Here is a 15,124-nt window from a genome sequence, read left to right as displayed (position 1 = left end):
CCAATCCCTTGCCGAGTGTGCCAACGGTTCCAACCTCCGTCAACGGCGCGAACAGGAGAATCTGACCGGATACGGACATCAGCGAGACAACGGTTCCATAATCGGCCGCAAGCGTCCCGGCAGCGCAACGATCAGGCTGGGACCGTGCTGTCGCGGATGATCAGGCGGCTCTGCAGATGGATGTCGGCCTGGTCGTCGCCGTCCAGGGCCATGGCGAGCGCCGCCCTGCCCGCCTCCATGAACGGCAGCGAGACAGTGGTCAGCGGCGGGGTGATGTCCCGGGCGATCGGGATGTCGTCGACGCCGGACACGGCGATGTCCCGCGGGACGTTCAGCCCTGCCTCGTGGGCCTCATGGATCGCTCCGATCGCCAGCACATCGTTGCCGGCCAGGAGCATGTCCGGCTTCTCGGCGCGTTCGAGCAATCGCCTGGTCGCCGTACGGCCGCCCTCTCGCGAGATCTCGACGCTCTCGACGGCGATGGCATCGCGTTCGTACCCCGCCGCCGCAAGGGCCTCGAGGAACCCCTGGGTACGGCCCTCCATGGCCGGGTGGCCGGCCGAGGTCAGGATCGCGGGCCGGCTGCGCCCGAGCGACGCCATGTGACGCGCGACGAGGTGGCCGATCTCGACGTCGTCGAACCGTACGGCGGGGAAGTCGTAGTCGTGCTCGCCGATGAACACCACGTTCGCCCCTTCACGATGGGCGGCCTCGAGTTCGGCGAGGATCAACTCCCGGTCCGTACCGACGAAGCTGGCGCTGGTCACGACCAGGGCGAGCGGGCGCAGGCCACGCAGGATCCGTAGCGCCGCAAGGTGCGTCTCCGCGTCGGGCCCGACCGCGGTGATGCTGACGGCAACATCCCGCTCACGACCGGCTTCCTCCATGCCGGCACCCATCGCGGCGATGGAGGCGGTGCGCGGATCACCGCCCAGGAGGACGACTCCTGAGCGCTGGCCCCGCAGCGCTCGAGCTGCCTGATTACTGACGTAGCCGAGGGCGTCGGCCACAGCCAGGACACGCACTGAGAGATCGTCGCTGACCGCGCGGCCGCCACCGTTGAGAACCCTGGAGGCCGTCGACGGCGACACACCTGCCACCCTCGCAACGTCCCGGAGGGTCGCGGTGCCCGTCGGCTCGTCAGCTGCCACCGATTCGACTCCGATCGTCACGCCGGCCCGGGCCGGCGACTGCGTGCATGGTCATAGCATCGCTCAGGGACGCGATGGGACAATCATTGCGTGGCCAAAGACAATGACGACGGAGCAACGACTCGATCCGGGGCCAGGCGTCCCGTCGTCACCTTGCGGGACGTCGCCAAGGCGGCCGGCGTCGGTCTGGCGACGGCATCGCGAGCCCTGGATCCGGCGTCTCGTTACGTGACCGACGACGCGCGCCTGCGGGTCCACGACGCCGCGACCAAGCTGGGGTACCGCCCGAACTCGTCGGCGCGCGCGACCACGACCGGCGCGACCCCGACGATCGCCATGGTGGTCTCCGACATCCGCGACCCGTACAACGCCCAGCTGGTCCACGGGGCGATCAACGCGGCGCGGCACCGCGGCCTGATGGTCACGATCAGCGGGACCGAGCACGCCGCCGACGACGAGGTCCGGGTCATCCGGATGCTGCGCAGCCAGCGTCCACTGGCCCTCGTGCTCGCCGGAGCCCGGGGCGGCACGAACACCTCGCACGCGGCGCTCTTGCGCGAGCTCGAGCGGTACGAGCGCGACGGCGGGCGCATCGTCGTGGCCGGCGAGGACGAACTGCCTTTCGACACGGCGATCGTTCCCCGGCGCGAAGGCGCCCGGCTCCTGATCACCTCGCTCGCCGAGCTCGGCTACCGCTCGGTCGCGTTGATCCGGCCGAACGGAGACTCGTCGGGCGTCCGCTCCTGGGAGACCGGGATCGCCGAGGGAGCACGGCAGACCGGAGTTCACGTCGACCACGTCGCACACCTGCGTGACGTTCCGATGTCGCGCGAAGGCGGGTACGCGGCGGCGACCGAGTTGCTGTCGGCCCGCCGCGCGGACGTCGACGCGCTGGTCGCGGCGACCGACACCATGGCCCTCGGGGCGATGAGCGCGATGCGGACGATCGGACTAGTTCCGGGCACCGACATCGGCGTGGCAGGCTTCGACGATGTCGTCGACGCTGATGACGTCACCCCTGGCCTGACCAGCGTGAACCTGGCACTGGAGGCCATCGGAGCGGCTGTGGTGGACATGGCGACGTCCGTTCCCGCGGAACAGCGGCGGGCCCAGCAGTTCGAGGCCCGCATCACGGTCCGCGCGAGCACCCCACCGCGTGGGTGACATGCCGGTACGGCGTGAGCCGGCTGGACCCACGCCGTACCGGCGCGTCCTACTTTGCGGCGCTGATTCCTGACTTGAGCTCTCCGATCAGTCCGTCGGCGGCCTGCTGCGGCGTCTTCTTGCCGAAGAGCACGTCCTGCAGGTAGCGAAGGATCAGGGTGTCGGTGTCGCTGGCGCCGTTCGGGACGATCTCCGGGGCCTGCCCCAGGTCGGGCGTCATGGCGTCGGTGTAGTCGACGACCTTCTTGTCGTTGGCGTCCAGGTGGCCGGTGATCGCCTTGACGACGGTGGGATTGGCGGGCAGTCCGCGTTCGGTGCCGAGGATGGCGCCCGCGTCCGGGTCGTTGACCATGAAGTCGACGAACAGCGCGGCCTCGGCCGGGTGCTCGCTCTTGGCGGAAACGGACCAGTACATGCCCGGCTTGAAGTAGAAGTACTTGCCGGCGTTCGCGTCGGTCGGCAGCTTGGCGACGACGACGTTCGCATCCCCCGCGGCCTTGGCGTACGCCGTCAGCTGGGACACCTGGGTGAAGATCATCGCGGACTTGCCGGTGGCGAAGTCGGACTGCTCGAGAGTCGCCGAGGCCTGTTCGGCGAACTGGGACGCCGGCTGCGAGGCGCCGTCCTTGGACCAGTCGAGGGCCCGCTGGAAGTAGCCGGCCACCGTCTCGGGCTTGATGACGATCTGGCCGTCCTTGAACATCTGGTCGCCGGCCTGCCGGGCGGCGAGCTCCAGCGAGTACTCGTTGCCCCACGGGGTCGTGCCGTACACCTTGCCGCCGGACTTGTCCGTGATCGACCGCGCGAACGCGTCGAACTGGTCCCAGGTCCAGGTGTTCGTGTCGGGAAGCGAGATGCCCAGCTTGTCGAGGGTGTCCTTGTTGACCAGCAGACCGAACGCCGTGGTGGAGATCGGCATCGCGTACAGGCCGTCCTTGGTCCGTCCCATCCCGAGCACGGACGGGTCGAGAGCGGACGTGGTGAGCTGGCTGATCTTGGACAGGTCGGTCAGCGCACCGCGGTCGGCGTACGAGGCGAGGTACAGCTGATCCATCTGGATGACGTCGGGAGAGTTCCCGCCGGCCGTCGCGGTGGCGAGCTTGTCCCAGTAGCCGTTCCAGTCGGAGAACTCGCCGGTCACGTGAATGGTCGGATGCTTCTTCTCGAACGCGGCGATCGCGGTCTGGGTCAGCTTGGTCCGGGCGTCGCCGCCCCACCAGTTGACCCGGAGGTTCACGTCGCCCTGGCTGAGCTCGGCCGGCTTGCCCGACCCGGCGCTGGTGCCGACGCCACAGGCGGCCAGGCCGAGGGAGGCCAGAGCGATCGTGACGGCGCCGGCGGCAGCGCGTCGAATTCTCAAACGCATGGCTGTTGTCCTGCTTTCTGGATGGAAGGAGCCCGGCTACTTGCCGCCGGTGGTCGCGATGCCGCGGATCAGGTACTTCTGCCCGAAGGTGAACGCGAGGAACAAAGGGATGACCGAGACCACACTCATGGCGAACATCGAGCCGTACGACGACTGCGACTGTGCGTCGACGAACGACCGCAGCGCGACGGGCACCGTGTACAGGTTGGGATCGGTCAGGTAGATCAACTGGCTGAAGAAGTCGTTCCAGGTCCAGATGAACGTGAAGATCGCCGTGGTCGCCAGGGCCGGGGTCATCAGCGGCAACAGGATCTGGAAGAAGATCCGGCCGTGGCCCGCACCGTCGATCCGGGCGGCCTCGTCCAGTTCCCGCGGCAGCCCGCGGATGAACTGGACCATCAGGAAGACGAAGAAGCCGTCCGTGGCCAGGAACTTCGGGACGATCAGCGGCCAGAACGTGTTGATCAGGTGCGCCTGCGCCCAGATCACGTACTGCGGAACGATCACGACATGGATCGGGATCATGATCATCAGCAGCATCAGCGCGAACGCCGGCTTCTGGAACCGGAACCTCAGTCGTGCGAAGGCGTAGGCAGCCATCGAGCAGGTCACGAGGTTGCCGATGATCGCGCCCAGCACGACGACCGCCGAGTTCAGCAGATACGTACTGAACGGCCGGGTGAGCGCCGACCAGCCACGGGTGTAGTTCGAGGTCTCGAACGTGTTCAGCAGCAGCGACGGGTTGGAGAAGATGTGCCCGTCCGGCCGCAGCGAGCTGACGATCATCCAGAGCACGGGATACAGCGCGAGCACCACGACCGCGATCATCAGGACCTGCCGCGCGATCCGCCGGGTCCGGGTCCACCAGGTCTCAGTCGTCATAGTGCACCCAGTACTTCGAGGCCCAGAAGTTGATCGCGGTGAACGCGCCGACGATCACGACCAGCAGCCAGGCCAGCGCGGACGCGTACCCCATCCGGAACGAGCCGAAGCCCTCCTGGTACAGGTACAGCGTGTAGAACAAGGTCGAGTCGCTGGGACCGCCGGTGCCGCCCGACACCACGAAGGCCTGCGTGAACGCCTGGAACGAGTTGATGATCGCCAGCACGAGGTTGAAGAAGATGATCGGAGTCAGCAGCGGCAGGGTGATCGAGGTGAAGGTGCGCCACGTTCCCGCGCCGTCGGTGGAGGCGGCCTCGTAGAGCTCGCGGGGGATCTGCCGCAGGCCGGCCAGGAAGATCACCATCGGTGAACCGAACGTCCAGATGTGCAGCACGATGATCGTCCACAGCGACGTACCAGGGTTGGCGATCCAGCTGGTGTGCGTCTGCACGCCGAGGAAGCCGAGGACGCTGTTGAACAGTCCCTCGCCGCCGAAGATCAGCCGCCACAGGACGGCGATCGCGACGCTCGACCCCAACAGGGACGGCAGGTAGAACGCCGACCGGTAGAACGTGAGCCCGCGCATACCGCTGTCCAGCAGGATCGCCAGGGCGAGCGCCACGATCAGCTGGCCCGGCACACCGACCAGCACGTAGACGAACGTGACCCGCAGCGAATGATGCAGCCGGTCGTCGGAGAACATCCGGACGAAGTTGTCCAGACCGACGAACTTCGGATCCTGCAGCAGGTTGTAGTTCGTGAAGGCGAGGTACAACGAGGCGATCAGGGGGCCGATCGTCAGCGCAACCACCCCGACCAGCCAGGGGCCGAGGAAGATCAGGGCCGCCTTGTTGTCGGGCGTGCCGCCCTTGGCTCTCGGCCCGCCCCGGCGCCTCGTCAGCTGCTGCAACTCGGCAACGCTCATGCGTCGCCGCCTCTCAGCGACGGCCGGTCAGCCTCGTCGCCCATCGCACCACTCCTCTGCTCGAGGGAACGGCATGCCGCGGCGCCGGCCGATCCCCGGTGACAAACACTCTGAAACTGCGGCCATCATGACAACGGTTCCAGAGTTCGTCAACATCGCCTATGCTCACTGTCCAGTCAGCGAGAACCCTGGAAATCGTCGGTGTTGAGCTCAGCTAGGTTGACTCGGCCGCCGCGCTGAGCACATCAGCGGACGTGACGGTTCCATGCCGCACCTTGGACACCATCGGAGATGCCATGACCAGCAGCTATGTCGCTGAAAGCCGCGACGGAGGAACTCTTGTCGCAGCGCGCGATCAGGCCACGACCGTCGCGCTCGGCGGCGCCGAGGACGGCGCCGTCCGTCGCGCCGCCGAGGACCTGTGCCGGGACCTGGAGACGGTCTGCGGAGCCCACGCGACGATCTCGGCGCAGGCGGCCGGAGCGCGGCTGGTGGTCGGGACCATCGGGGTGTCACCGGCGATCGACGAAGCGATCGCCCGCGGCGACCTGGACGTCTCGGCGCTCACGGCGCCCGATGGCGGGTTGCGCTGGGAAGGGTTCGTGATCCAGGCCGGCCCGGACGCGGTCTACCTCGCCGGCGCCGACCGGCGCGGCACGATCTTCGGCATCTACGACCTGTGCGAGGCGATCGGAGTCTCGCCGTGGCACTGGTGGGGCGACGTTCCGGTCCGCCGGCGCGAGCACGTCACCATCGCGCCCGGAACCAGGGCCGACTGGCCGTCCATCCGGTACCGCGGGATCTTCCTGAACGACGAGGAGGAGCTCGACGCCTGGGCTCGCAACCACACCGCTGACGGCACCATCGGACCGGAGACCTATCGGCGCGTCTTCGAACTCCTGCTGCGCCTCAAGGCGAACTACCTGTGGCCGGCGATGCACGTCAACGCCTTCAATCAGGACCCGGCCAACGGCCGGCTGGCTCACGCGATGGGCATCGTGATCGGCGGCAGCCACTGCGACATGCTGCTGCGCTCGAACGAGCACGAGTTCGACCCATGGGTCGCCGGCCAAGGTGAGCCCGTCGTGTACGACTACTCGTTGCCGGGCCGCAACCGGGACAAGCTGCTCGAGTACTGGCGCGGAAGCATCGAGCAGAACCGGGGCTTCGAGGTCACCTGGACCGTGGGCATGCGCGGCATCCACGACTACGGGTTCTCCACCGCGGCCATCGACGCCGACGGCACGCTGAGCGAGTTGGAGAAACACACGGCGCGGGTCAGTCTGCTCGAGCAGGTCATCACCGACCAGCGCGCGTTGCTCACCCACGAGCTCAGCGACCGCGCCGACGAAGTACCGCAGATCTTCATCCCGTACAAGGAGGTTCTGCCGCTGTACGACGCGGGGCTGCGCGTACCCGATGACGTGACCATCGTGTGGGCCGACGACAACTTCGGCTACGTCCGCCGCTTCCCCTCCGCGCAAGAGCGCGAACGCTCCGGCGGCCACGGCTTGTACTACCACTCCTCCTATTGGTCGCAGCCGCCACGCAGCTACCTCGCGACGTCCTCGACTCCCCTCGCGCTCATGCGCCATGAGCTGACCAAGGCCTGGGACCAGGGGATCCGCCGGCTCTGGGTCGACAACGTCGGTGGGCTCAAGCCGCTGGAGATCGAGACGGAGTTCTTCCTGCGATCCGCGTGGGAAGCCGGCAAGGAGTCCTCCACCGCCGATGTCGTCGGCTTCGTCGAGCAGTGGGCGGCCAAGACGTTCTCCGGCAGCCACGGCCCGCAGATCGCCCACCTGTACGCCGAGTACTACCAGCTGGCCAACCAGCGCAAGATCGAGCACCTGAGCGCGAACACGTTCACGCAGACCGGGTACGGCGACGAGGCCGGACGCCGGCTGGATGCCCTGCACCGCCTGTACGTGCGGACCAACGAGATCCACGACGCCCTGCCCGCCGACGAGCGGGACGCCTTCTTCCAGCTCATCGGCATCAAGATCCACCTCGCCTATCTGACCAGCGCACAGTTCCGGTACGCCGACCGCAGCACACTCGCCTTCGATCAGGGCAAAGCGTCTGCCGCCGACCACTACCTGACGTTGTCGCGCACGTTCGACAGCCACAAGCGGGCGGCGATGCACTACTACAACCACACGATGTCAGGCGGGAAGTGGGCGCACATGTTCACTCCCGACGAGTTCCCGCCGCCGGTGATGGCTCTGTACCCACCGGCCAAGCCGGCCCTGTCGATCGGCGCACCGGGTCTCGGCGTACTGCCGTGGAGCGACGACGGAGCGACCGAGGACCCCCGACTCGATTTCTGGCCGTACGGCGCCAGCACCAAATGGCTCGAGGTCTTCACGACCGGTGCGGGCGGCCTGAAATACCAGGTCGCCGCCGACGACTGGATCGAGGTCTCCCCTCTGTCTGGCGTCATCGACACCGAGGCTCGTGTCTCGGTGAGGGTGCCGGACGCGCAGGCTCGACGCGGGCAGTCAGGAACGATCGTGGTCCGCAACCTCGACGACGAAACGGAGGTCACCGTCACGGTGACCGTCCCGTCCGTTCTCGCTCCCGATCCGGGGTTCGTCGGCTCCGTCGAGGCAGGCGGGTACCTCTCGATCGATCCGTCGCTGCCCGAACGCCGTCTCGACGGTGCCTCGTCGTCGTGGGTGACTGTGCCCCACCTCGGACGGTACGAGAACAGCGCGGCGGTCGCCCGCGGAGACCGTGGTGCCGTTCTGGAGTACGACGCACACCTCGTCACTGCCGGAGCGCACCTGCTCGAACTCCACCGGCTTCCCACCCTCGACGCCACCGGCCGGATCCGCGTCGCGGTCAGCGTCGACGATGCCGCGTCGGTAGTGATCGAATCGCCGACCACCGACGAGTACCGCGGCGCCTGGACGACCGCCGTACTGGACAACGTCGAGCTGCTCCAGGCCCGGCTGCCCTATCTCGACGCCGGCCGGCACACCGTCCGCATCCACTCCGTCGATCCGGGCGTGGCCGTCTCCAAACTCGTGATCTACACCGGTACGCGGCGCAGTTCCAACCTCGGCCCGCAGTTCAGTCAGCACACCGCCCGGCCGACACAATCGACACGGGAGCCGGCACCCGACCTCGTCGACGAGCGAGAGCTCGCCCGCGTCGCACGAGACATCTACCGCACCGATCCCGACGGGGTGCCGCTGCCGCCGGTCGTGTACGCCGGACATGGGTTCTGGGACACGGATACAACGTTCAAGCCCAACCACGCGGTGGCCCAGGAGTCCCTCGCCGAACCGCGCGCCTGGGCCCGTGCCGACGGGAGGAAGAACGTCCTCGAGGATCTCGGCGCCGGCGTCGTGGTCGAGGAGGGCGGGGTCCTCGCGCTCGAGGCGGAGTACGCGCTCGTCAACCAGGCGAGCGCATGGACGACACCGAGCCTCGATGCCGAACCGGTGACCTGGTCTCACACGCAGGCTGAGACCGGTGGTGGTTCCGGACTGGCCATGCACATCGCCGAGCGGGGCCTCCGATGGGACGACCCGGTGCGTGCTCCAGGGCTGCACTACTCCGTGGACGTCACGACGCAGGGCAGCTACCACGTGTGGTTGCTGGCGAAATACGACGACCGCGACGACGACTCGTGCTGGCTTGCGGTCGACGGAACCCCGCTGTCGCTCGACGCGCAGTACTCGGGTGGAAACCTGTACAGCTTCGGAACCCAGCAGATCTGGCTGTGGACGCTGCTGTCCGACGTGGAGCTGCACCCCGGACGACATGTGCTGTCGATTCTCGCCCGCAAGTCCGGGTTCCGCATCGACCGGCTGTACCTGACCACCGGCGACGAGGTCCCGCCCGCGGATGCGGACTGGACCGCGAGCGGCCGCCACTGACCGAACGTCACGAGGACGGGCACTCGGTTGCCTATGGCATCTTTGGTGCCGGCGGAGGTCCCGAGGTCGCGGGATCTCAACTATTACTGAGGTTTGGTTCGTGGTGGGTGGTGTTGGTTGCCGTTCGTTCGGCAACGCGCCATCAAGCAATCAGCGGTGGGTCAGATCGGAGGTCGACGATCGCAGGGCGCCGATCGCGGCGTACTCGACTGTCGATGTGAGGTAACCATGAACGACTCCCCCGACGCACCCGCGGGCATGAGCCGGCGCCGGCTGCTCGGCACCGGCGCCGCGGCCGCGAGCCTGGCCGCGGCCTCGCTCGCGCTGCCGCCGAACGTCCGTACAGCGCTCGCGTCACCGCCCCCGAAGCACGGTGGGCTGAAGGACATCAAGCACGTCGTCATGCTCATGCAGGAGAACCGCAGTTTCGACCACTACTACGGGACGCTGTCCGGCGTACGGGGCTTCAGCGACCCCCGCGCGGCGCGGCTGCCCAACGGCCGGAACGTGTTCTACCAGCCGGACCCGTCGAACCCGGACGGCTACCTGCTGCCCTACCGGCTGAACACCAAGATCACCGCCGCCCAGGCGATCCCGTCGATGAGCCACGAATGGAAGGTGCAGCACGAGGCGCTGAACGGCGGGAAGAACGACAACTGGGTGCCCGCCCACATGGCCTCCGACGGCGCCACCGACGGCCAGTACACGATGGGGTACTTCACCCGCGAGGACATCCCGTTCCAGTTCGCCCTCGCCGAGGCCTTCACCATCCTCGACGGCTACCACTGCTCGGTCCTCGGTCCCACGGCCCCGAACCGGCACATGTGGATGTCGGGCACGCTCGACCCCAACGGCCTGGCCGGCGGACCGTCGCTGACCACCGGCGGGCCGGCGAACCAGTTCAGCTGGACGACCTACCCCGAGCGGCTGCAGAAGGCGGGCGTCAGCTGGAAGATCTACCGCCAGCCCGGCGGCCAGACCGGAGCGGCATCGATCAGCAAGTGGAAGCAGTTCGGCAGCGCGCAGCCCGGCGACCCGCTGTACGACAACGGCATGGTCACCCAGCCGATGGGCCAGTTCGAGTACGACGCGATGAACGACCAACTGCCCACCGTGAGCTGGATCCTCCCGCCGTCGGGCTTCGACGAGCACCCGGCCGCGCTGCCCGCCGCCGGGGCGACCTTCGTGGCCGCCAAGATCGACGCCATCGCCGCCAACCCCGAGGTGTGGGCCAAGACGGTGTTCATCCTGTCGTACGACGAGAACGACGGCATGTTCGACCACGTCGTACCGCCGACTCCCAAGCCCGGCACGCCCGACGAGTTCGTGTTCAAGACGTCCAACACCGGGGTGGACGGCGCCGGCCTGCCGGTCGGACTGGGCTTCCGGGTCCCGTGCATCATCGTCTCGCCGTGGACGACCGGCGGCTACGTCTTCTCCGAGACCTCCGACCACACCTCACAGTTGCGCTTCCTGGAACGCATCACCGGTGTGAAGGAGACCAACATCAGCGACTGGCGACGCAAGACCGTCGGCGACCTGACCGGCGCGTTCCGGTTCGGCGACTCGAAGCACGCGCCGACCCTGCCGGACACCACCGGTCAGTACAACCTCGCCCAGTACCAGGCCTCCCAGCTGCCGCTGCCGACCATCCCCGGCAGCCAGCAGTCGATCCCCCGCCAGGAGCCGGGCCACCGCCCGCACGTCAGCTGACGATGCAGACGGCCGCTCCCACACGCCGGGAGCGGCCGCCGCGTCACGTCGTGGCCGTTCGTGCTGTTTGCGGTCATTGGAACGGGCGTACCTCGACCTTGCGGTTGCAGGCTTTGGAGGCCTCGGCGGCCAGCCTGTGCGCTGTGTCCAGGTCGGGCGCCTCGATCACCCAGAAGCCACCGAGGTACTCCTTCGACTCCAGGTACGGTCCGTCGGTGAACAGCGGTTTCCCGTTCCGGTTGTCGATGACCGTGGCCGTGCCGGGCGCTGCGAGGCCGCCGACGAAGACCAGGTGCCCCTCGGCCTCGAGTCGGTTGTTGTACGCGCCCGGGGCGTCCGGGGCGCCCGGGCTGGCGGAACTGGTCTCGTCGTCGATCGCGGAAACTAGGTACTGCATCTCGGATCATCTCCTGTTGCTCGGACGGCGCCGCTCCTTGACAGCCGCTCACCCCTACCACGAGCACGATGGCGCAGATCCGACAGTTCCGGGGAGTTGCTACTCGTCGAGAGTGCCGGTGATGTAGAGGACGTCGCCCAAGTGGATGTCGTCGTCGGTGAGGGGTGGGAGGTTGTTCGCGGCGAGTAGGTCGCGGATGGTGATTCCGTTCAGCTTCCAGCCGTGGTCGGTCAGGTAGGGAGCGGCTTCGTTGCGCTCGCCGTAATAGCGCACTCTCGCCATGCCGGGGTCGAAGTTGTGCTCGCGCCATTGGTCGGAGATGCGATCCAGGCGTTGCTTCGTCGTGGCCTCCTCGCCGGGTTGTGGATTCGGCTTGCTTTCGGTGGCCATCCGGCTTCCCGAGGCGCTGAGTTCGGTGATGGTGTCCAGCAGGCGATCCTGCGCCTCAGGCGGCAGATAGCCGAGCAGGCCTTCGGCACTCCAGGCGGTCGGCCGGGCCGGGTCGAAGCCCGCGGCACGCAGTACGGCGGGCCAGTCGTCGCGGAGATCGACCGCGGCCACTCTCCGGTCGGCGGTGGGCGCGGCACCCAGCTCGGCCAGGGTGCGGGTCTTGAACTCGATGACCTCCGGCTTGTCGAGCTCGTACACCACGGTCCCGGCCGGCCAGGGCAGCCGGTACGCGCGGGAATCCAGCCCCGAGGCCAGGACCACGACCTGCGTCACACCGGCGTTCGTCGCATCGAGGAAGAACTCGTCGTAGAACGTCGTACGCACCTTGGCGACGTCGATCCAGACTTGCTCGACCAAGTCACCCGGGGGCACTTCGCCGGTCGCCAGCCGGGTGAGGAGATCGATGCCGACCGCCCGGACGAGTGGTTCGGCGAACGGGTCGCCGATGAGCCGTCGATCCGTTCGGGTCGCGATCGCCCGGGCTGCCGCGGCCGCGGTGGCGGTCGTCCCGACGCTGGATGCCAGGTCCCAGGTGTCCCCGTCGTACCTCATGGAAGTCACGCGCGCACTCTAAAAGTCACCTCCGACAATCGTTTGAAAGCTCACGCAGCTCATGCGAGAAGGGTTCCTGGGTACGGCGTTGGTGTGACTGTCTGGAGGACGGCATGCTGAGAATCCTGTTCACCCCGGACGACCTCGCGTCGACGCGGTTCCTGCCCGAACCCACTCCGATCCTGGAGCTGAAGTTCGCGGCCGTCGGGCTGCGCCAGGGGATTCGCGCGCCGTGGGGAGAGCGGTGGCGCAGCCGCGCGCTGGCGGCGATCCCGCCGTCGGCGCGGCGGACAGTGCGTCACGTCGGCGGACACTTCTCCTGGGCCTTGTCACCCACCTTCGCGGTCAGCACGGACCTCGACGAAGGGATGGAAACGTTCCTGGGCTTCGGCACGGAGCGGTTGCGCGAGGAGATGGCGCTGTACTTCAGCGCCCCCAACTCGGGTGTTCCGATGTGGTCTGCGTTCGAGGGGGACCGCGACGCCGGACGGGTGCTGGTGCACGGGGCGAAGACCACCTTCACCGCGACGGTGCAGCCGTACTGGGACGACATCCGCGCCAACCACCACAGCGAACTGGCGCAGCACGGGCGGCTGATGGCCTGTGCCGGAGTTGGTGCCGCGCTGACCACGGTGATCCCCGGAGCGAGCTGGTACGGCGACTGCCTGCGGATCGACAGCCCGCAGGACCGCACGGTCCGGTTGGGCGGGCGGGGACTGGTAATCACACCGACCGCGTTCTGGACGGGACCGCCGCTGGTGGGCGAGCTGCCTGATCAACCGGTCCTGCTGGCCTACCCCGCCCCGGCCGAGCTCAGCATCCGGGTCGGTACTGAGTCCGACTCCCTCGCGGCGATCCTCGGGGCGACCCGGGCCGCGGTACTGCGCCTGCTGTCCACCGAACACACGACAGGCGACATCGCGCGGGAGCTTGGCATCAGTGCGCCATCGGCGTCCGAGCACAGTACGTCGCTGCGGGAGGCCCGCCTGATCTCCAGCCGCCGCGACGGCAAGGCGGTGATCCACCGTGCGACCGTCCTGGGCCAGGACCTCGTCAGACTCAACAGCCCGTAGTCGATTCAGGATGGGCCGAACCAGGCAGTGAGTGCCATGCGCAGATCGCGGTGATCCGGGTGCGGCGTGTCGGTGGCCCACGCGATGTAGCAGTCCGGGCGCAGGAGTAGGCCGGTGGCCGAGGTGTCCTTGCTGTGGGCGGCGACGATGTCGATGCGGTCGCGCCATCCATCCACCGCTGTCGTCAGCGACGCGTCGTCGGTGAGGTCGAGCAGCAGCGGCCGGGCGGTCGTGGTCAGCTCCGCGAGCCGGACAGGTTCGCTGCCGGCGTCGAGCAGCAGATCGGGAGCCCACCGGCCGATCAGGTCATGGGGATCGCGGACGCCCATCTCGTACCGGATGTCCGCACCCGCCATCATGCTCGCGATCTGGGCGATGTTCCGCCGATCGCGCAGCAACTCGGTGAACAGCTCACGCAGCGCCGTGACCTCGCTGCCCGGGGCCAGCAGTGCCAGCTGGGCCTGGCTGAGCATGGACACCCGCTCACCGACCGGCCGCCGCTCGGCCTCGTACGTGTCCAGCAGGCCGGGTGGTGCCCAGCCATGGATCACGGCCGCGAGCTTCCAGCCGAGGTTGACCGCGTCCTGCAGGCCGAGGTTGAGTCCCGGTCCGCCGATCACGAAGTGCACGTGGGCGGCGTCTCCGACCAGCAGGACCCGGCCGTCGCGATACCGGTCGGCCAGGCGGGTGTTGACGCCGATCGACCGATCCAACCGATGCGGTCCCCCGCCGTCCGGTGGCCGCAGCGGTAGGTCAGCGCCCATGACGCGGTAGATGCTGTCGTGAACCTCGTCGAGCGTCAGCGACGCGTCGGGATCGATCCCGCCTGCCGTCCACTCGACGGTGAACACCAGATCCGGTCCTGACGCAAGCCGCGCATAGGCGAAGACTCCGTGTTCGGTGCGGTGGTACATCGGCGAGATGTAGCCGTAGCCAGGCACGGTCAGCCCGCCGGTGGCCGGGTCGACGTGGTCATCGGGTACGGCGACCTCTGCGATGCGAGTGACGATGTGATCGCTTGCCGCGCCGGGAAATCCGATGCCGGCGAGCTTGCGGGTCGCGCTGTGTGCACCGTCCGAGCCGACTACGTACCGACTGCTGAGCTCATAACTCCCGTCCGGGCCGGTGACTTCGGCGGTGACGGTGTCAGCGTTCTGGGACAAGCCGGTCAGTTCGTGGCCCCTGCGGACCTCGACACCCAGTTCGGCGGCTCGTTCGGCCAGCACCTGCTCGATTCGGGTCTGCGGTACGGGCAGCAGATAGAACGGGTTGTCGTCGAGCACCTGCAGGTCCAGGGGCATGGCGCCGAAGAAGAACGCCGGCAGCGGTTCCGGAGGCTCGGACTTCCCGGCCAGTGGTTGGTACAGACCGCGGCGATCCAGCATCCGCACCACCTGGCCGACCAGCCCGTTGGCCCGGTTCTCCCGACGCGGCTCGGGCAGACGCTCCAGCACAACGGGACGCACCCCGGCCAGCCTCAGCTCGCAGGCAAGCATCAACCCGTTCGGACCCGCACCAGCGATCACGACATCGGCAACCATGCACGTCTCCTCGAACGGCGAAA

11 protein-coding genes are annotated in these 15,124 nt (G+C 68.0%); 4 read left to right on the top strand and 7 right to left on the bottom strand.

Annotated elements, in window-relative coordinates:
- Positions 1-131 precede the first annotated feature (131 nt).
- Positions 132-1,151, bottom strand: coding sequence for a LacI family DNA-binding transcriptional regulator (locus tag ACGFH6_RS25535; RefSeq protein WP_393388469.1), 1,020 nt, complete (start codon positions 1,149-1,151; stop codon positions 132-134).
- A gap of 90 nt (positions 1,152-1,241) precedes the next feature.
- Here ACGFH6_RS25535 and ACGFH6_RS25530 point away from each other — a divergent pair, with 90 nt between their 5' ends.
- Positions 1,242-2,315: a LacI family DNA-binding transcriptional regulator gene (locus ACGFH6_RS25530; RefSeq protein ID WP_393388466.1), complete on the top strand. Its 1,074-nt coding sequence runs from the start codon at positions 1,242-1,244 to the stop codon at positions 2,313-2,315.
- A gap of 49 nt (positions 2,316-2,364) precedes the next feature.
- Here ACGFH6_RS25530 and ACGFH6_RS25525 read toward each other — a convergent pair whose 3' ends face one another.
- Genes ACGFH6_RS25525 through ACGFH6_RS25515 form a run of 3 tightly spaced genes read right to left on the bottom strand, consistent with a single transcriptional unit; the run spans position 2,365 to position 5,488 of the window.
- Complete coding sequence (locus ACGFH6_RS25525; RefSeq protein ID WP_393388463.1) at positions 2,365-3,681, bottom strand: ABC transporter substrate-binding protein; 1,317 nt, start codon at positions 3,679-3,681, stop codon at positions 2,365-2,367.
- A gap of 36 nt (positions 3,682-3,717) precedes the next feature.
- On the bottom strand, positions 3,718-4,563 hold the full coding sequence (locus ACGFH6_RS25520) for a carbohydrate ABC transporter permease (protein ID WP_393388461.1): 846 nt from the start codon (positions 4,561-4,563) through the stop codon (positions 3,718-3,720).
- Positions 4,553-5,488: a carbohydrate ABC transporter permease gene (locus ACGFH6_RS25515; protein WP_393388458.1), complete on the bottom strand. Its 936-nt coding sequence runs from the start codon at positions 5,486-5,488 to the stop codon at positions 4,553-4,555. Before ACGFH6_RS25515 ends, ACGFH6_RS25520 begins: the two co-directional genes overlap by 11 nt.
- Positions 5,489-5,784: 296 nt before the next feature.
- On the opposite strand from ACGFH6_RS25515, the gene ACGFH6_RS25510 reads away from it, so the two are divergent.
- Positions 5,785-9,375 carry a glycosyl hydrolase 115 family protein gene (locus tag ACGFH6_RS25510; protein WP_393388455.1) on the top strand — a complete coding sequence of 1,197 codons (3,591 nt, stop codon included), beginning with the start codon at positions 5,785-5,787 and terminating at the stop codon, positions 9,373-9,375.
- Positions 9,376-9,603: 228 nt separating this feature from the next.
- A complete protein-coding gene (locus ACGFH6_RS25505) occupies positions 9,604-11,088 on the top strand; it encodes an alkaline phosphatase family protein (protein ID WP_393388452.1) in 1,485 nt (494 codons plus the stop codon).
- A 73-nt stretch (positions 11,089-11,161) separates the two neighbouring features.
- On the opposite strand, the gene ACGFH6_RS25500 is transcribed toward ACGFH6_RS25505, so the two are convergent.
- Positions 11,162-11,485: a YciI family protein gene (locus ACGFH6_RS25500; protein WP_393388448.1), complete on the bottom strand. Its 324-nt coding sequence runs from the start codon at positions 11,483-11,485 to the stop codon at positions 11,162-11,164.
- 99 nt (positions 11,486-11,584) lie between these two features.
- Positions 11,585-12,487: an SAM-dependent methyltransferase gene (locus ACGFH6_RS25495; RefSeq protein WP_393388757.1), complete on the bottom strand. Its 903-nt coding sequence runs from the start codon at positions 12,485-12,487 to the stop codon at positions 11,585-11,587.
- A gap of 113 nt (positions 12,488-12,600) precedes the next feature.
- On the opposite strand from ACGFH6_RS25495, the gene ACGFH6_RS25490 reads away from it, so the two are divergent.
- The gene (locus ACGFH6_RS25490) at positions 12,601-13,560 is read left to right on the top strand and encodes an ArsR/SmtB family transcription factor (protein WP_393388445.1); all 960 of its coding nucleotides are present in this window, start codon (positions 12,601-12,603) and stop codon (positions 13,558-13,560) included.
- Positions 13,561-13,565: 5 nt separating this feature from the next.
- Here the strand turns inward: ACGFH6_RS25490 and ACGFH6_RS25485 are convergent, their stop codons facing one another.
- Positions 13,566-15,101, bottom strand: a complete 1,536-nt coding sequence (locus tag ACGFH6_RS25485; RefSeq protein WP_393388442.1) for an FAD-dependent monooxygenase — start codon at positions 15,099-15,101, stop codon at positions 13,566-13,568.
- Positions 15,102-15,124: the final 23 nt, after the last annotated feature.

This window comes from Kribbella sp. NPDC049227, from assembly GCF_043197265.1.
GTDB lineage: Bacteria > Actinomycetota > Actinomycetes > Propionibacteriales > Kribbellaceae > Kribbella.
Note: the sequence above shows the minus strand (reverse complement) of the source record. Positions and strands in the feature narration are given on the sequence as shown.